Source organism: Sodalis praecaptivus (assembly GCF_000517425.1).
Classification (GTDB): domain Bacteria; phylum Pseudomonadota; class Gammaproteobacteria; order Enterobacterales; family Enterobacteriaceae; genus Sodalis_A; species Sodalis_A praecaptivus.
In genome coordinates this window covers 1278025-1296381 of record NZ_CP006569.1, presented here as the reverse complement: position 1 = coordinate 1296381, position 18357 = coordinate 1278025, and the positions used below count along the sequence as shown (strand labels likewise).

Annotated in this window: 15 protein-coding genes; 10 read left to right on the top strand and 5 right to left on the bottom strand. The window is 59.3% G+C overall.

The genetic code is table 11. The features are described from left to right. Nucleotides 1–78: 78 nt before the first annotated feature. Nucleotides 79–1542 carry an IMP dehydrogenase gene (gene guaB / locus SANT_RS05770; RefSeq protein ID WP_038668253.1) on the bottom strand — a complete coding sequence of 488 codons (1464 nt, stop codon included), beginning with the start codon at nucleotides 1540–1542 and terminating at the stop codon, nucleotides 79–81. A gap of 168 nt (nucleotides 1543–1710) precedes the next feature. On the opposite strand from guaB, the gene xseA reads away from it, so the two are divergent. Next, the gene (gene xseA / locus SANT_RS05765; RefSeq protein WP_025421351.1) at nucleotides 1711–3087 is read left to right on the top strand and encodes an exodeoxyribonuclease VII large subunit; all 1377 of its coding nucleotides are present in this window, start codon (nucleotides 1711–1713) and stop codon (nucleotides 3085–3087) included. A 264-nt stretch (nucleotides 3088–3351) separates the two neighbouring features. On the opposite strand, the gene SANT_RS05760 is transcribed toward xseA, so the two are convergent. After that, nucleotides 3352–4590, bottom strand: a complete 1239-nt coding sequence (locus SANT_RS05760; RefSeq protein ID WP_025421350.1) for an MFS transporter — start codon at nucleotides 4588–4590, stop codon at nucleotides 3352–3354. Between the two features lie 87 nt (nucleotides 4591–4677). Beyond that, nucleotides 4678–5169: a GNAT family N-acetyltransferase gene (locus SANT_RS05755; RefSeq protein ID WP_025421349.1), complete on the bottom strand. Its 492-nt coding sequence runs from the start codon at nucleotides 5167–5169 to the stop codon at nucleotides 4678–4680. A 522-nt stretch (nucleotides 5170–5691) separates the two neighbouring features. Here SANT_RS05755 and mqo point away from each other — a divergent pair. Continuing rightward, nucleotides 5692–7311 carry a malate dehydrogenase (quinone) gene (mqo, locus tag SANT_RS05750; protein ID WP_025421348.1) on the top strand — a complete coding sequence of 540 codons (1620 nt, stop codon included), beginning with the start codon at nucleotides 5692–5694 and terminating at the stop codon, nucleotides 7309–7311. A 4-nt stretch (nucleotides 7312–7315) separates the two neighbouring features. After that, a complete protein-coding gene (locus SANT_RS05745; RefSeq protein WP_025421347.1) occupies nucleotides 7316–8257 on the top strand; it encodes a zinc-dependent alcohol dehydrogenase family protein in 942 nt (313 codons plus the stop codon). A 33-nt stretch (nucleotides 8258–8290) separates the two neighbouring features. Here the strand turns inward: SANT_RS05745 and SANT_RS05740 are convergent, their stop codons facing one another. Next, the gene (locus SANT_RS05740) at nucleotides 8291–9370 is read right to left on the bottom strand and encodes a LacI family DNA-binding transcriptional regulator (protein WP_025421346.1); all 1080 of its coding nucleotides are present in this window, start codon (nucleotides 9368–9370) and stop codon (nucleotides 8291–8293) included. 299 nt (nucleotides 9371–9669) lie between these two features. Between SANT_RS05740 and SANT_RS05735 the strand changes: the two genes are divergently transcribed. From SANT_RS05735 to SANT_RS05705, 7 genes are all read left to right on the top strand, one after another. Beyond that, nucleotides 9670–12792, top strand: a complete 3123-nt coding sequence (locus tag SANT_RS05735) for a beta-galactosidase (RefSeq protein WP_025421345.1) — start codon at nucleotides 9670–9672, stop codon at nucleotides 12790–12792. Between the two features lie 53 nt (nucleotides 12793–12845). Then, nucleotides 12846–14117, top strand: a complete 1272-nt coding sequence (locus SANT_RS05730) for an oligosaccharide MFS transporter (protein ID WP_025421344.1) — start codon at nucleotides 12846–12848, stop codon at nucleotides 14115–14117. A gap of 329 nt (nucleotides 14118–14446) precedes the next feature. After that, on the top strand, nucleotides 14447–14902 hold the full coding sequence (locus SANT_RS05725; RefSeq protein WP_025421343.1) for a GNAT family N-acetyltransferase: 456 nt from the start codon (nucleotides 14447–14449) through the stop codon (nucleotides 14900–14902). A gap of 243 nt (nucleotides 14903–15145) precedes the next feature. Further along, nucleotides 15146–15595: a GNAT family N-acetyltransferase gene (locus SANT_RS05720; RefSeq protein ID WP_025421342.1), complete on the top strand. Its 450-nt coding sequence runs from the start codon at nucleotides 15146–15148 to the stop codon at nucleotides 15593–15595. Between the two features lie 22 nt (nucleotides 15596–15617). Next, nucleotides 15618–16487: an NAD(P)-dependent oxidoreductase gene (locus SANT_RS05715; RefSeq protein ID WP_025421341.1), complete on the top strand. Its 870-nt coding sequence runs from the start codon at nucleotides 15618–15620 to the stop codon at nucleotides 16485–16487. A 183-nt stretch (nucleotides 16488–16670) separates the two neighbouring features. Beyond that, entirely contained in the window at nucleotides 16671–17708 is a 1038-nt protein-coding gene (locus tag SANT_RS05710; RefSeq protein ID WP_038668248.1) for a M4 family metallopeptidase, read from the top strand. Nucleotides 17709–17754: 46 nt separating this feature from the next. Then, the gene (locus SANT_RS05705; RefSeq protein WP_025421339.1) at nucleotides 17755–18123 is read left to right on the top strand and encodes a protealysin inhibitor emfourin; all 369 of its coding nucleotides are present in this window, start codon (nucleotides 17755–17757) and stop codon (nucleotides 18121–18123) included. 5 nt (nucleotides 18124–18128) lie between these two features. Here the strand turns inward: SANT_RS05705 and SANT_RS05700 are convergent, their stop codons facing one another. Further along, nucleotides 18129–18347: a zinc ribbon domain-containing protein gene (locus SANT_RS05700; RefSeq protein ID WP_025421338.1), complete on the bottom strand. Its 219-nt coding sequence runs from the start codon at nucleotides 18345–18347 to the stop codon at nucleotides 18129–18131. Between the last annotated feature and the right edge of the window lie 10 nt (nucleotides 18348–18357).

Genomic DNA, 18357 nt, shown 5'->3' with positions numbered 1-18357 from the left:
TCACTGCCCGGCCGGGAAAGTACCGAGCAGAATAGCGTCGGGCCGCCGAGCTGGCACGGCCCGCGCCGGGGAAATTCGTTAACCCATGCGGTAGTTCGGGGATTCTTTGGTGATGGCGACGTCATGAACGTGGCTTTCCTGAATGCCGGCACCGCTGATACGGACAAATTCCGCTTTGGTACGAAGGTCGTCGATAGTAGCACAACCGGTCAGCCCCATACAGGAACGCAGGCCGCCCATTTGTTGATGAACGATTTCCTTCAGGCGTCCTTTATACGCCACGCGGCCTTCGATGCCTTCCGGCACCAGTTTATCGGCGGCGTTGTCGGTCTGGAAATACCGGTCCGATGACCCCTTGGACATCGCGCCCAGCGATCCCATGCCGCGGTAAGATTTGAAAGAGCGGCCTTGGAACAGTTCGATTTCGCCAGGGGATTCTTCGGTACCCGCCAACAGCGATCCCACCATAACGCAGGCGGCGCCGGCGGCGATGGCTTTGGCGATATCGCCGGAAAAACGGATGCCGCCGTCGGCGATAACCGGGATCCCGGTACCTTCCAGGGCTTCGACCGCATCAGAAATAGCCGTGATCTGCGGCACACCCACGCCGGTGACGATGCGGGTGGTGCAAATGGAGCCGGGGCCGATGCCCACTTTCACCGCGCTGACCCCCGCCTCGACCAGCGCGAGCGCGCCGGCGCCGGTAGCAACGTTGCCGCCGATAATTTGCAGGTCGGGGTATTTGGCGCGCGTGTCGCGGATACGCTGCAGCACGCCTTCGGAATGACCATGGGAAGAGTCGATAAGCAGGACGTCAACGCCGGCGCTCACCAGGGCGTCGATGCGCTCTTCGTTACCGGCTCCAGCGCCTACCGCCGCGCCGACGCGCAAGCGGCCGTGTTCATCTTTACAGGCATTGGGTTTGCGTTCGGCCTTTTGGAAATCTTTTACCGTTATCATGCCGAGCAGATGAAATTGCTCATCCACCACCAGCGCTTTTTCGACGCGCTTTTCGTGCATTTTGGCCAGCACCACTTCGCGGGCCTCGCCTTCTTTAACCGTCACCAGGCGTTCTTTCGGCGTCATCACGGCGGAAACCGGCTGGCTAAGATCGGTGACGAAGCGAACGTCGCGACCGGTGATGATCCCGACCAGTTCATTATCTTCCGTTACCACCGGATAGCCGGCGAAACCGTTGCGCGCGGTGAGTTCTTTTACCTCGGAAAGCGTAGTACTGGGCGTCACGCACTGGGGATGGGTTACGACGCCGCTTTCATGGCGTTTTACGCGACCTACTTCCTCGGCCTGGCGTTCGATAGACATGTTTTTGTGAATGAAGCCGATACCGCCTTCTTGCGCCAGCGCGATAGCCAGGCTGGATTCGGTTACCGTATCCATTGCCGCGGACAGCATGGGTATATTCAGGCGTATTTTCTGAGTCAATCGGGTGCCGAGATCGGCCGTGTTGGGCAGTACCGTGGAGTGAGCGGGAAGGAGCAGAACGTCGTCGAATGTCAGAGCTTCTTTAGCAATACGTAACATAGCAATATCTCACCAAGGTGGATGTGAAACAGATAAAATATTGCCGTGGCATTATACAGAACGTAATCGGTTGCCTCCAGCACTATTTTCAAAAAATCCTTGCTTACCGTTTCGCAATGAGTAATATCAATCGATTAAGACTTTGCAATGGAGTTTGATCCCGCTCACATGTCTACCCCGCCCACTTCCCTGATTTTTACCGTTAGCCGTCTCAATAAAACGGTACGCGAGCTGTTGGAAGGCGAAATGGGTCAGGTGTGGTTGACGGGAGAAATATCCAATTTTTCCCAACCTGCGTCGGGTCATTGGTACTTCACACTCAAGGACGACCGCGCCCAGGTGCGCTGCGCCATGTTTCGCAACACCAATCGCCGCACCACGTTTTCGCCGCGCAACGGTCAACAGGTATTGGTGCGCGCAACGCTCACGCTGTATGAGCCGCGCGGCGACTATCAGCTTATTGCCGAGAGTATGCAGCCGGCCGGCGACGGGTTACTGCAACAGCAGTTCGAGCAGCTTAAACAGCAATTAAGCGACGAAGGACTGTTCAGCCAACAGTATAAGCAGCCGCTGCCCAGCCCGGCCCGCCGGGTAGGGGTGATTACCTCCGCCAGCGGCGCGGCGCTGCACGATATTTTGCAGGTGTTGAAACGCCGCGATCCGTCGCTGCCGGTGGTGGTTTACCCCACCGCGGTGCAGGGGCAGGAAGCGCCGGTGCAGATCGTGCGCGCCATCGAAACCGCCAATCGTCGCGCTGAGTGCAATGTGCTGATCGTCGGTCGCGGGGGCGGTTCGCTGGAGGATCTCGCCAGCTTTAACGATGAACGGGTGGCGCGGGCGATTTTCGCCAGCCGCTTGCCGGTGGTCAGCGCGGTCGGCCACGAGACCGACGTAACCATCGCCGATTTTGTCGCCGATTTGCGCGCGCCAACGCCGTCGGCGGCGGCCGAGCTGGTAAGCCGCAACCAGTTGGAACTGTTGCGTCAATTGCAGTCTCAACGGCAGCGGCTGGAAATGGCGATGGATTATTTCCTCGCGCAGCGCCAACAACACTACGGCCGTCTTCAGCATCGCCTGCACCAGCAGCATCCTCAATTACGACTCGCCCGCCAGCAAACCGCGCTGATGGCCCTGCGCCGCCGCCTGGACGACGGCCTCCAGGGGCAACTGCGCCAGGCGCTGCGCCGTCACGACTATTTGCGGCAACGTTTGCAGCAGCAGGCGCCCACGGCGCGCATCAACCGTGCCCAGCAGCAATTGCAGGCGCTGCGTTACCAACTAAGCCAGAGCATAAGCCGCCCCCTAAGTCGGCAAAATAATGCCTTTGTGGCGCTCTGCTCCCGGCTGGAGGGCGTTAGCCCGCTGAAAACCCTGGCGCGCGGGTTCAGCGTCACGACCGATAGCCACGGCGCGGTGGTGAAACAAACCCGTCAACTAAGCGCCGGCGATCGTCTAACGACACGGTTGAGCGATGGTTGGGTGGAGAGCCAGGTCACCCAGATTACCCGGCAGCCGGCGAAACGCCAGCGGCGCTCAAAGGACTGATGCCACGGCGCGCCCTGGCGCCTGCCCCCACCCGCCACGGTGCTCAGTCCATGACCGAAGGTTACCGCAGCGCCGTACGCCCTGCATGACCGCACGCCCTATTACGCCACGCATATTGCTCAGCACACAAGTGCGGGATCCACCGCAACATCCCGCGCCCGGCCCAGAGAGCCTAGGCTGCGGTGCGCTTCCCACAAGCCTCCTTCCCCCACGCGGGCGTGCCGCCCCGGCACCATGACGCATTTTTCATTATTGGTCCGCCCGTCACGGCCGACCCTGAACGTCCCCCGCCGAACGGTCGGCGGCGTTGCGACACAGTTGGTTGAAGCCGGCGCCGATAGCCAGCAGCAGGCAGGTACCGAGGAAGACCGGGCGCATACCCAAATGGCCGCCGACCACCCCGCCCAGCAGCGGCCCGGTTACCTGGCCGACATACTGGGCGGAGGTCGACAGGCCCAGCACGCCGCCGACCTTCGCCGCCGGTACGCTATGGCGAATGACGCTGGCGATACAGGGTAGCAGCCCGCCCAACGCCAGCCCCATGCAAAAGCGCAGCGCCACCAATTGCCAACCGGCGGTAACGAACGCCTGCGGGATAAGCAACACCGCCGCCACCAGCAAACAACCTATGATCACTCGCCAATGGCCTACCCTGTCCGCCAACCGTCCGAGCCTGGAGGCCGATAGAATACTGCCCAGCGCCGCGGCAGCCATTACCAGACCGGCGACAAACGTCACCTGCTGGCCGCTTACCAGCTGCGCGACATACAGCGTGATAATCGGCTCGATGGACATATTCGCCAGCATCAGCAATGTGCCGGTAATCAGCATTGCCATCACCGGCAGGTTGCGCCAGGGGCTAATGGCGGGAGAAGTCGCGGCGGCAGCCGGACGCGAGGCGCTGCCGGGGACTTCTTTTAGCAGCACCACCGTGGCCAAAAAGGCGATAAAGATCGCCCCGCCCGCTAACATAAAGGTAGCGCGGATGCCGATGAGCGGCGGCAGCGTACCGCCAATCAGCGGTCCGACCAGATTTCCCGCCATAATGCCGGAGGAGAGCATGCCCAGCGCCCATCCCGTGCGGGCTTTGGGGGTTTGGGTAGCGACCAGGATAGTGGATCCGGAGGCGTATCCACCCAGCAAACCGGCCAGCAGGCGCAGCGCCACCAGTTGCCATACGCTTTGCGCCATGCCGAGCAGCGTCATCGCCACCGCCATACCGAGACTGGCCCGGATGAGCATTAGCTTGCGGCCGTAGCGATCCCCTAATCGTCCCCAAAGCGGCGCGGTCAGCGCGGCGGTGAAAAAGGCCGCGCCATAGGCCACCCCCGACCACTCGCTGATAGCCGCATGGCCGGTGACACCGAGTTGCTCAACGTAAAGAGGCAGAAACGGCAATAGCAACGTCATCGCGACGATAGTGGTAAAGGAACCAAACACACAGACGACTAAATTGCGCCGCCAATAATCATTGTCATCGGGCGCTGTACTACCGTTTTGCATCGGAGCAATCCTTCATCAAGGGTAAGACAGGGAAACATCTTCGCGCTTGGCGCCGCAGCGTGGGCGGCGCCCCATGCGCGCCGGGCGTTATTGCGGCGATAGCGATAAATGGAAAAAGAGGGAATCGACCGCCATCAAGGGAAATGCGGCGGGCAGGTCATCGCGGGTAACGGCGCTAAACCCCTGTTTGCGGTAAAAATGCTGGGCGGAAATAAACTGGTTGGTGGTGCCAAGATAGATATCGCTAATGCGATGCGTGCGGGCATGGGCGCGCGCCTGGTCCAGCAGCCCTGCCGCCACCAACAAAGGCGCGCCGCGGTAGCCGGATTTAACGAACATTTTACGCAGCGCGGCCTGGCCGGCGCCGATATCTTTCAGACCCACGGTGCCCACTACTTCTCCCTGGTGGCAGGCCACCCAAAACCCGCCGTTGCCGGATTGGTAAAATCCCCGGATATCCTGCAGATCGGGTTGGTCGGCGGCATTGATAGCGATGCCGAATTCTTGTTGCTGGATAGGCAGAATGATGGCCGTCACCGCCTGCCTGTCCCGCTCCCGATACGATCTGATTTCAATCATCTGTCATCCCCTGGCATCCCCAGGCCCGTCAATTGACGTTGCTCGTCCCCACAGCAGCGGCGCCGTGGGGCGAAAGCGCGGCGGGGCAACCTGATTACCCCTGTAGTAATAAAAATCATATCAGCGGCCGGGCAATGAAAACAACTTTATCGCGGGCGGTTCGCCCGGACCTAACATTATGAGATGCTAAAAAATGTATTTTTATAGTATTTAAAACCGTTACTTTATTTTTATGCAGTGGATCACACTTAAAATCCTTGTTATAGCTTTAAAATAAAGATGGTAAATTTTGGTTAATCATATGTTAACCATCAATTTATCATATGATTAATTTTCATCAATTTCAATATCTTATCAATCATTAGCATTCGTTACTGTTAGTCTCAGTTGCAATAATTTTGTAGTTTACTTAACCGGTAGTGACTAATAGAATCGAAGAGTATTAGCAGACCTCCCTGGGCGCCAATCCGAACGAAAATGGCCCGGGCGTCGGCTTCATTTTTTTTAAAAGAGATACTGCGCATGAAAGAGCATTTTATCGCAGCCCTTGGTATGACTCTCTCTGCGTCAGCCAAACAGCAGCAGGTTGCGGATAAACCCCCGGTAGACATCGTACTGATTGGCGGCGGAGTCATGAGCGCCACGCTGGGAACCTATCTGAAAGCGCTTGAGCCGGGCTGGACGATTCATATGTATGAACGCCTGGAAAAAACGGCGGAAGAAAGCTCCAACGGCTGGAACAATGCCGGCACTGGTCATGCCGCTTTTTGCGAGCTGAACTACACGACCCTCACCCCAACGGGTACGGTGGATATCGCTAAAGCGGTCGCGGTAAACGAATCTTTTGAAATCTCGCGCCAGTTCTGGGCCTATCTGGTTAAACAGCAGATCCTCACCAATCCGCATACCTTTATCAACGATGTGCCGCACATGAGCTTCGTCTGGGGCGAGGATAATATCCGCTTTTTGCGTCAGCGCTTCGATGCGCTACAAACCAGTACGCTGTTTCGCGGCATGGCCTACTCCGAAGATCCCCAGCAGATCCGCGCGTGGGCGCCGCTGGTGATGGACGGGCGCGATACCTTCCAAAAAGTGGCCGCCACCCGCATGGACATGGGCACCGACGTGAACTTCGGGGAAATGACTCAGCAACTGCTCGCGGCGCTGCAGCTTCACCCTCAGTTCCATTTGCATTTGCAGCATGACGTGGTGGATATCAAGCGCAACGCCGACAACACCTGGAACGTGCGCGTCGCCGACGGCGGCAACGGCGGTCGGCAGTCCACGGTGCGCGCCCGCCATGTTTTTATCGGCGGCGGCGGCGCATCGTTGACGCTGTTGCAAAAATCCGGCATTCCCGAGGTGAACGGCTATGCCGGCTTCCCGGTGGGCGGGCAATTTCTGGTGGCAACCAACCCTGCGGTCGTTGGCGATCATCACGCCAAAGTGTACGGTAAAGCCTCGGTCGGCGCGCCGCCGATGTCGGTGCCGCATATCGATACCCGTATCCTGGACGGCAAGCAAGCGCTGCTGTTCGGCCCCTTTGCCACTTTTAGCAGCAAATTCCTCAAGCGGGGCTCCTGGCTGGATCTGTTCCATTCACTTACGCGACAAAATCTGTTGCCCATGCTGCGCGTCGGTCTGGATAACTTCGCGCTGATGAGATATCTCATCAGCCAGCTGTTGATGTCGGATAAAGATCGCCTCAACGCCCTGCGCGAATATTATCCGCAGGCCAATATGGCGGATTGGTCGCTGATTGAGGCCGGCCAGCGGGTGCAGGTCATTAAAAAAGACGCCGGCAAAGGCGGTATTTTGCAGTTCGGCACCGAAGTGGTCAGCTCGGCCGACGGCTCGCTGGCGGCGTTGCTTGGCGCCTCGCCCGGCGCTTCCACCGCGGCGCCCATTATGCTGGAGCTGTTGGCGTCCATGTTTAAAGAACAGGTTGCCAGCGACGCCTGGCAGCGCAAACTTAAAGAGATGGTGCCCTCCTACGGCCAGACAATCAACGGCAACCTGGCGCTGACCAACGAGATCCGCCGCTATACCTCCGAGGTGTTGGGACTGACCTTTATCGAAGCCAAGCCGCTGCCCGGCGAGTCGGCGGACGGTAAATGGGAAGGGCTACAGAAAGCGATATAAGCCGATGAATCGCGCGCTGTGGTATCGCCGCTTCGGCCATCCCGAAGCGGTCCTGTCACTCGAGACCGCGCCGCTGTCAACACCCGGCGCCGACCAAGTGCAGGTCATGATGATTGCCGCACCCATCAACCCCTCCGATGTGATCCCCATTACCGGCGCCTATGCGCACCGGGTCCAGCCGCCGCGGGTCGCGGGCTATGAGGGGCTCGGCCAGGTGGTCGCAACATCAAGCACCTCGCCCTTTCGCCTTGGCCAACGGGTACTGCCGCTGCGGGGTGACGGCACCTGGCAGCAGCGGCTGAACTGCAACGGACAATGGCTGGTGCCGGTGCCGGAAGATATCGCGGACGACACCGCGCTGCGGGGTTATATCAATCCGCTGGCGGCGCAGCTGATGTTGCGCCGCTGGCCGGTGCGGGATCGGCAGATAATCTTGACCGCGGCAGGATCGGACTGTGCACGTCTGTTGGGACAATGGGCGCTGGCGGGCGGGGCGCGGCGGGTCATAGGCCTGCACCGCGCGCCAGAGCACGCGCCGCGTCTGCGCCGGCTCGGTATACAGCCGCTGACGATGGATCGCCAGGACGAGATCCTCCGGCTGGCGGCGCACAGCAGCCTGGTTTTCGACGCCGTAGGGGGGCCGCTGGGCGGCGCACTGCTGGCGGGTCTTCCCCCTGCCGCGACGCTGGTAAGCTACGGTCTGCTCTCGGGGCAATCTGTCCCCGTCACGCCCGGCGGCGCCGTGCCGCAACGGTTCCATTTGCGCGATGCCCTGGCCGGGATGTCCGTCAGCGATTGGCAGAACGCCTTTACCGCCCTTTGGCCTTTACTGCGTCGCGCGCAGTTATCGCCGCTGGCGCCCTTTCCGCTAAGCCGCTGGCGCGAGGCGCTGTCGCTGTTCTACCGGTCCGGCCGCGCCGTCAAGCCTCTCCTGTGTCTGGCGTAGTGTCGGCCGGTGCTCGGGGTGATGACATCCGCCTCAGCGCCTCAATACTGCCGCTATCCGCTGCAACTCGTCGGCCAGCAGGCCCAGACTCGGCTTACCGTCCGGCGGTGCGGCGGTGGAATGGCGGACCACCAGATGCGTGGGCAGCATCATCGATGGCCCGCGCGCGGCACCCCCCTGCGCCAAACGCGCCAGCAGCCGGTTCACCGCCTCCTGCCCTAGCCGGTTGAAATCCTGTGAAACGGTGGTCAACGCCGGCAGGAAATAAGCGCTGTCTTCCGTATCATCATAGCCTATCACCGAGACGTGTTCCGGCACCGCCAGCTGTTGCTGTTGCAGCGCGCTAACCGCGCCGAGGGCCATCTGATCGTTGGCGACCAGCACGGCGGTGAACGCCACCTGCGCCTGGCGCATCGTTACCATACACCGGTAGCCGCTCGCGGCGCTCCAGTCTCCCTGCGCGGTTGCAACCGGTTGCAGACCGTAATGCTTCAGCGCCTGTTGCCAGCTCAGCAGCCGCTGGCGCGCGGAAACCGATTCTTGCGGGCCCGCCAGCAGCGCGAAGTCACGGTGACCCAGCCGATAGAGATGGTCGACGCTTGCGCGCGTACCGTCGCCGGGATTAAACATCACGTGGAATACGCCGGCATCCGGCGGGACATCCAGGAACAGGCACAGAAGTTCGGGATTAGCGGCGACGATCTGCGCGGCGCTTTCCGCTTCCAGCGGTAAATTGATAATCACCCCCTCCACCCGCTGCGCCTTCAACTCATTGAGGGCGTCCTGTAGCCCGGTTGCGTGCTGCTGGTCGGTCATGGCGATAAGGACATTGTATCCGCACTGGCCGGCGACGCCCTTTATGGCGGACGCAATTTGCGATGGCGCATGGAAGCTGAGGGAGGCGGTGATGAGTCCAAGGGTGCAGCCCCGCTTGCCGGCCAACTGCTGGGCCATCCGGTTAGGCACATAGTTTAACGTTTTGATGGCGTCCTCTACCCGAGCGCGCGTCGCTTCAGCCACGTGCGCCGATCCATTTAACACCCGGGAAACCGTTTGATACGAAACGCCGGCCTGGCGGGCGACGTCGTCAAGGGTAGGATTTTTGTGCTTCACGTTATTGTTCCTGTCGCTGACCCACTCAGGGCTTATCATTATTATCTTAACATCATAAATCAATGCGCGAACAACGCTATACGTCAGTAAAAAGTCACACGCTCACACCAGCTCATTTTGTGATACATGTCGCTAATTAAGCCAAAATTATCGGTTTAAATTTGAAAACGATCACCATTACTCCGACACGGGCTTGCGAAAAGCGATTGAAAAGCCGTTAACTGATCACATTATGTGAGCGCATAACATTGCTCATTTACGTGCAACCACGTCCCCCCTTGTCGAAAGTAAGGCGAATCATGACCCACGTTGTTCATCAACCGCAAGCGGCGGCCTCTGCTGCCCTAATAGATGTCCTGGCGCGGCGGGACTGGGAAAACCCGGCGGTCACCCATTACGGCAAACTGCCGTCGCACGCGCCGTTCATGAGTTATCGGGATAGGGACGCTGCGCGCGTTGGCGATGATTCCCCCAGCCACCTGTCGTTGGACGGCGAATGGCAATTCAGCTACTTCCCGCGCCCGGAAGCGGTGCCGGAAAGCTGGTTGACGCAGGATGACGCCGACGCCCGCGTCATCCAGGTCCCCGGTAACTGGCAGTTGGCCGGCTACGATTGCCCTATCTATACCAACGTTAAATACCCCTTCCCCGTCGATCCGCCGCGTGTACCGGCGCTCAATCCCACCGGATGTTATGCGCGCAGCCTACACTTGCCGACCGAGTGGCAGGCTTGCGGCCGCACGCGCATTATTTTTCACGGCGTCAGTTCGGCCTTTTATCTCTGGTGCAATGGCCAATGGCTGGGCTACTCCCAGGACAGCCGCCTGCCGGCCGAATTCGATCTGACCGATGCGCTGCACCCCGGCGACAATCGGTTGTGCGTGCTGGTATTGCGCTGGAGCGACGGTAGTTATTTAGAAGATCAGGATATGTGGCGTATGAGCGGTATTTTCCGCTCGGTGACCTTATTGCACAAACCCGACGCCACGTTTAGCGATATTCGTCTCGATACCGAGCTGGATGCCCTGTTCAGCCACGGCACGCTAAAGGTGGGCGCGTCTATCAGTGCAAGGCCTGAGGCGCTGGCGTCCTATCAAGTACAGGTCGCGCTATGGTGGCAGGATCACCTTGTCGCCGAGCAGAGCCAGCCGTTGGGCACAGCGCCGGTGGATGAGCGCGGCGGCTATACCGAGCGGGCATGGCTGCAGGTGCCGGTCGCGGCGCCGCGGCTGTGGAGCGCGGAAGATCCCGCCCTGTACCGCGTGGTCGTGGCGCTCCGTGACGGTGAAGACCAACTGGTGGAGGCGGAAGCCTATGACATAGGGTTCCGTCAGGTTATCGTGCGCGACGGGCTGCTGCAGCTGAACGGCAAACCGCTGCTGATACGCGGCGTCAACCGCCATGAACACCACCCGGCCAACGGCCAGACCATGGATGAGCAGACCATGGTGCAAGACATCTTATTAATGAAGCAGAATAATTTTAATGCCGTGCGCTGCTCCCATTATCCGAACACCCCCCTTTGGTATCGTTTGTGCGATCGCTATGGCCTGTATGTGGTGGACGAAGCCAACATTGAGACGCACGGCATGGAGCCCATGGGCCGGCTGGCGGACGATCCGCTATGGTTCCCCGCTTTTAGCGAGCGGGTCAGCCGGATGGTGCAGTGTAACCGCCATCACGCCAGCATCATTATCTGGTCGTTGGGTAATGAATCGGGTCACGGCGCTACCCACGATGCATTGTATCGTTGGGTCAAGACGCAGGATCCATCGCGGCCGGTACAATATGAAGGCGGCGGCGCCGACACCGCCGCCACCGATATTCTCTGCCCGATGTACGCACGGGTGGAGGAGGATTTGCCGATACCGGCGGTGCCAAAATGGGCGATCAAGAAATGGATCGGGATGCCCGGTGAGCAACGTCCGCTGATCCTGTGCGAATATGCCCACGCCATGGGCAACAGCCTCGGCGGCTTTGCCGACTATTGGCGAGCGTTCCGCCAATATCCTCGCCTGCAGGGCGGGTTCATCTGGGACTGGGCCGATCAGGCGCTGGAACGGCAGGATGAGCACGGCAATACCTATTGGGCCTACGGCGGCGATTTCGGCGATACGCCTAACGATCGGCAGTTTTGTTTGAATGGCCTGGTGTTTCCCGATCGTAGCCCGCATCCCGCTCTGTATGAGGTGAAAAAGCAGCAGCAATTCTTTCAGTTCGCTCTGTTGGACGCCGCCACGCTGCAAATTGCCGTCGAGAGCGAATACCTGTTCCGCACCAGCGATAATGAAACTCTGGCATGGTGGGTGGAGCTAGAGGGGGAACGCCTGCACGGCGGCGAGCTGCCGCTGCGGCTGGCGCCGGGCGAGCGGCGCGTCCTCACCCTTGACCCGCGATGGTCGCCGCCCGCACGCGGGGGCGCTCTAACCCTACAGGTTAGCGTGCTACAGCCCGCGTCGACGCCCTGGTCGCCGGCCGGTCACCTTAGCGCTTGGCAACAGTGGCCGCTGCCGGCTAGGCTGATAGCGCCCGCGCCGCCGCCGGCGTACTCGGCCGCCGTGCCCGAGCTCGCCGAGACCGCCAGCGAGATAGTGATTACCCACCAAAAGCAGCGCTGGCGCGTCGACAAACGCAGCGGCTATCTCGATCAATGGCTGCAAGGCGAGCACGCCCTGCTGCTCACGCCGCTGATGGACCAATTCATCCGTGCGCCGCTGGACAACGATATTGGCATCAGCGAGGTGGACAGAATCGACCCCAACGCCTGGGTGGAGCGCTGGCGCGCCGCCGGCCTGTTTGACCTGGAGCAGCGCTGCTTTAGCGTGACGGCCGAGCGACTGAGCGATCGCGTGGTGGTACGCAGCGAAATGGGCTATTTCCATCGGCAGACGCTACTTCTTGTCAGCCGCTGGCAACTAAGCTTTAGCGCTGACGGCGTCATGGAGACTGATATCGAGGTAGTGCGTTCGTCGCAACTGCCGCCGATGCCCAGAGTCGGCGTCACCTGCCGTATTAACAGTGCAGCGCCGGACATCGGTTGGCTGGGTGAAGGCCCGCACGAAAACTATCCCGACCGCCGCACCGCCGCCCGCTTCTCCCGTTGGCGGCGCCCCCTGGCCGAGATGCGTACCCCTTACATTTTCCCCAGCGAAAACGGCATGCGCTGCCATACCCGCGAACTCGACGTCGGCCCGCTGCGCGTCACCGGCGACTTTCATTTTTCGGTCAGTCCCTTTGGTACCAAACAGTTGACCGAGACAGCTCATTGGCATCAACTGCGTCCCGAAACCGGCCTCTGGCTCAATTTGGATACCGCGCATATGGGCGTCGGCGGCGATGATTCATGGAGTCCAAGCGTGCACCAGGCCTATCTGCTGACTGCCGAACGCTACCGCTACACCTTGCGCTGGCAGTTGAACTGAGGGGGCTCGCCCCCCTTTAATCCCCCCGATACCGACCAAACGTGGTGACGATGATGAAGACTGCGATGCTGACCACCCGGGAGAAGCATAATTTTATCTACTTTATGCTGTTCTTCTTTTTCTATTATTTCATTATGTCCGCCTATTTCCCGTTTTTTCCTATCTGGCTGGCGGACGTCAATCACCTCAGCAAAACCGAGACCGGTATGGTGTTCTCGTCAATCTCGTTTTTCGCTATCGTATTTCAGCCGCTATTTGGCCTAATCTCCGATAAATTGGGGTTGCGTAAACATCTGCTGTGGAGCATTACCATCGGGCTGATTTTGTTCGCGCCATTTTTCATCTTTGTGCTATCGCCGTTGCTGCAATTCAATATTTACGCCGGCGCGCTGGCGGGGGGATTGTATCTTGGCTTCGTGTTCTCCAGCGGTTCCGGCGCGGTGGAAGCGTTTATCGAGCGCGTCAGCCGCGCTAATCATTTTGAATATGGCCGGGTGCGCGTCTCCGGCTGCGTGGGTTGGGCCATTTGCGCCTCGTTGACCGGAATATTGTTCAGTATTGATCCCAATATCACTTTCTGGATCGCCTCCGGTTTTGCGGTGATATTGGCACTATTGCTGTTTTTATCGCGTCCTGAAGGCAATAGGAATGCGCAGGTGCTGGACCAATTGGGCGCCAACCGGCGCGCTTTTTCGCTGAAAATGGCCGCAGAGCTGCTGGTTATGCCGCGTTTTTGGGCGTTTATTGTCTACGTTATCGGGGTAGCCAGCATTTATGATGTTTTCGATCAGCAGTTCGCCAATTTCTTCAAAGGTTTTTTTGCCAGCCCCCAGCAGGGGACCGAAATCTTCGGTTTTGTGACCACCGGCGGCGAATTGCTCAACGGCCTGATTATGTTTTTCACCCCGGCGATTATTAATCGCATCGGCAGTAAAAACGCGCTGCTGGTGGCGGGCCTTATCATGTCGGTGCGTATTCTCGGCTCGTCATTTGCCACCAGCGGTGTCGAAGTCATCATTCTTAAGACGCTGCATATGTTTGAACTCCCGTTTTTGCTGGTGGGAGCCTTTAAATATATCTCCTCGGTATTCGATCCTCGGTTATCCGCGACGCTGTTTCTTATCGGCTTCAATTTATCGAAACAGTTATCCGGCGTCGTGCTGTCCACCTGGGTAGGCAGAATGTACGACCAGGTCGGCTTTCATCAAGCGTATTTAGTCTTGGGCCTGATAACCCTGTCGTTTACCCTTATTTCCGCCTTTTTGCTGACGGGGCGCCATAAAGCGCTGGCGGCGCCGGCAACGCAAACCGGCAAAATTATCTGAGGCAGTTGAAGACGCACGTCTCAACACCATGGCGGCGCTGGCGCCCGGAGAACACTGACCAGACGCAGCCCTAGACGCATAGGCGCGAAGGGAGAAACTGGCACTGGCGCAGGCACAAAGGCAGAAACTGGCATCGGCGCAGGCGTCAAAAGGGGCCCTTGCGCTACGGGCATGCCCTGGGTATTTTGCCCTCTGGCATTCAGTGCGCCAGGCTGGCGTGGCCCCTTAGATGCCGCATCGGGCAAGGGGGCCTCGCCCCCCAACCCCTTTCCTATTGCTCATTACCCCCCAAGCACGCATAATCTCAGCATGTGTTTTCTGGAGTGATTATGAGCTCAACCCCTCTCAGCCTGCGCCGGGCCGAAGTCGGCGACATTCCCGCCCTGTATGCGTTACGACTCGCCACCATGGAGGGTTATTTGATTAACGGCGGCATTGATGCGGATGAGCAGACGCATTTGAGCAGAATTATCGATCACTGGAACGATGCCCATATTATCCTGATGGAGGGTAAACTGGCCGGCCTGTTCAAATATTATCTTACCGACGATGCCTGGTTTATCGGCCAGATCCAGGTGGCGCCGGAATTCCAGCGCCGGGGGATCGGTCAGCAATTGCTGGCGGGCGTCCTGCAGCAGGCCCAGCGGGAGGGATTAGCGGTGGAATTGAAGGTGCTGAAAAGCAATCCCGCTAAAAATCTTTACCTGCGCCTCGGCTTTATTATCACGACCGGCGATGATTACGCCTGGCATATGCGCCGGGAGCCGCCCATCACCGCGGACTGATTCCGCAAGCCGTTACCGGCAATACAGGGGCAAACGGGAGCCGACGGGCGCTTTCCCCCTGCTCCTGCCCCCCGATGGTCCTCACTCCGCATCCTTGTGCCCTTACGCGGGGCCATCGCCAGCGCCGATGCCGTGATTTTACCCTCCACAGAGGCTAAACCGTATCAAGGGTTCACCATTGACAGGGCGAAGGTTTTGCCGATAACGTCATGGCTTTGGCTTTTTAATCAGGAGGCTCCTACTATGGATAACCGCGCTGTGACCCTCCGCGCCCTCGCCCCTGGCGATAAGGATGACTGGAAACTCCTGTGGCGTCGCTATCTCAGTTTTTATTCCACTATTCGCGACGATGCGCTCTACGAACACACTTTTGCGCGCCTGACGGATAACGCCTACCCTAGCATGTGTGGCTTCGTCGCCGAACGCGGCGGTCATTTGGTGGGCATCGCCAACTGCATCTTGCACGATCACGGCTGGTATCAGCCGGCGATGCTCTATCTGCAGGATCTGTACGTGGACGATCATGTGCGCGGTCAAGGCATTGGCCGACGCCTCATTGAAGAGGTTTACCGCTATGCCGATCGGGAGGCGCTGGCTGGCGTATACTGGATGACGCAGAGCGACAATCTTCAGGCCATGCGTCTTTACGATAAGATCGCCCGTAAAACCGATTTCATAAAATATCAGCGTTAGCGAAAGGAGCGGGGTCAAGATGATGAAGCAACCTACCGTCGCGGTGCTCGGATTGGGCGCCATGGGTCATGCTTTTGCCGCCAATTTACTCAAACGAGGCCTGGCGACGCGCGTATGGAACCGTACTCAGTCGCGGGGAGCAGATTTGGCAGACTTAGGCGCAACCCTCTGCGCAACTCCGGCTGACGCGGCGCGCGAGGCCGATGTGGTGCTGACCATGCTGCCGGACGGTCCCACGACGCGTACCGTGCTGTTGGGCTCAGAGGGAGCGCTGGCGGCCATGAAGCCGAAGGCGGTGCTGGCCCAGATGGGGACCCTGGGTGTAGAAGCCACGGAGGCGCTCATCGCGGCGGTCGGTCAGTCACGCGAGGACATTGTGTTTATTGATGCGCCGGTCTCAGGCACTAAAGCGCCGGCGGAAAACGCCCAGGTGTTGGTTTTGGCGAGCGGCGATCGCCAGGCGGCGGCCGCCGTGGAACCGGTGTTTGCCGCCATCGCCAAAGGCGCCCGCTGGCTGGGGCCGGCCGGGGCCGGCAGCCGAATGAAACTGGTGGTTAACGCCTGGCTTATTGCCATGATGGAAGGCCTGGCGGAAAGCGCGCAGCTGGCGGCGGCGTTGGGGTTCAGCCCCGACGATCTCTGGGGCGTCCTGGAAGGCGGTCCGCTGGCGGCACCCTATGTCAAGGGCAAGCTGGATATGATCAAGCAAGATAATTACGATCCGCAAATGGCGTTGGTTTGGGGGCTGAAGGATGCCCGGCTGGCGCTCAAGGCAGCGGACCCGCGCCATCTGCCGGGGTTGCAGCGCATTAGCGAGATCTGGCAGCAGGCGGTAGACGCCGGCCATGGCGATAGCGATATTTCGGTTGTCTATCGTTACCTGCATCCTTGAACGCACAGAACCGACGCAAGCACCGGCCATAGGTCAGGTGCTTGCTGACTATTCTATGAACAAATAATAATTAGTACCATTTTTTAACCGCATTATAATTAACCTCCATGTAATAAGAACAATTCCCCGTCCGGCTTCGCCCTACGGCGGTGGGATTCTTTCTTCAAGCGCAGGAGGTTTCCTATGCCGAACATTCGCAGCCCGCGTTTTGCCAGCGTCATTCCCCCTTACCTTTTGAAACGCATCATGGAGAAAGGCAGTGAGCATCAACGCCTGTTCGCGCACCATACCCTGACCCATGTCCATAACCTGATGGGGCGTAATCCGTCGGTTGCGCATTATTCAAACGCACAAGCGCCGGGAAAGATCAAACGCACCATTTACGATACTCACAACAGTATGAATCTGCCCGGCATCAAAGTGCGGCAAGAGGGGCAGCCGCCGGGGAAAGATGTGGCGGTCAATGAGGCCTATGATTACCTCGGTATCACCTACGATTTTTACTGGCGCGTCTTTCAACGTAACTCATTGGATGCGCGCGGATTACCGCTCGTCGGCACCGTCCACTACGGTAGTGCTTATGAAAACGCCTTCTGGGATGGGGAACAGATGGTGTTTGGCGATGGTGACGGGGAGATCTTTAACCGTTTCACGATTGCGCTTGATGTGGTGGCGCATGAGTTGACCCACGGCGTAACGGAACATGAAGCCAACCTGATCTATTTTGAGCAGGCGGGGTCGCTGAATGAATCCTTGTCCGACGTATTCGGTTCGCTGGTGAAACAGTATCATCTGCGGCAAACCGCTCGCCAGGCGGACTGGCTCATCGGCGCGGGCCTGCTGGCTGAGGGGATCCATGGCGACGGGCTACGCTCGATGTCGGCTCCCGGCACCGCCTATGACGACCCGCTATTGGGCAAAGATCCCCAGCCGGCAGACATGTCAGGCTTTGTCCACACGCGGGAAGATAACGGCGGCGTCCACCTCAATTCCGGTATCCCCAATCGCGCATTCTATCTGGCGTCTATCGCCTTGGGCGGCAATGCCTGGGAAAAAGCGGGCGCCATTTGGTATGCTACGCTGACGGATAAACAGCTGCTGCAAAACGCCAGTTTCGCTGATTTCGCTAAATTGACCGTGAGCCACGCCACAGAGCAATTCGACGCAGAGACCGGCAATGCGGTGGAGAACGCCTGGCGACAGGTGGGTGTGTTATCCTAATGGGGCCAGCCCTGCGGAAGATGCCGCAACCTCCCGGGAGAACAGCATGGGCAGATTACCTGTTTTGGATGACTGTAGCGTGATTGCGCTGTCGCGTGAAGGCGGCTTTGCCTATATCCCCACGCTGGCGAGTCCGCAGCGCTTCGTACTGGCGGATATGCCGCCGCCCGATCGCGAACGATTATGCAACCTCATCACTCGCGCCGCGCCGCTGGCGCAACCGCCCCGCGGCGTAAACGCTCCGGGACGCGGCGACCAGCGTTATTTTCGTATTCAGCTGTTTTATCGCGACGGCGGAGAAGCCAGCGCCGCCGCCCTGGAATTGCTGGTGCCGGAACAAAGCGCACCGCCTGAACTCCAGGCGTTATGGCGCCAGCGACAGTTGGACAACGACGGCTCATCGACAGCGCGATGACCGTTTCAGCGGGGGACAAGCGACAGCGTCACCCGCTTTTTGGCGATCAAACCGTCGCCATGAGGGCAAAAATAATCCACCGCGCCGCAGGCTTTGAGTATCTCCAGCGGCTGCCCGCAATCGGGGCAACGCGCCTGCTCACGGTAATCCTGCCCGCAGGCGGGACAGTGCAGCCCAGCGCCCCGCGCCACCAGCGCGTGTTGGCAGACTTCACATTGCGCCATGCTTCCCCCG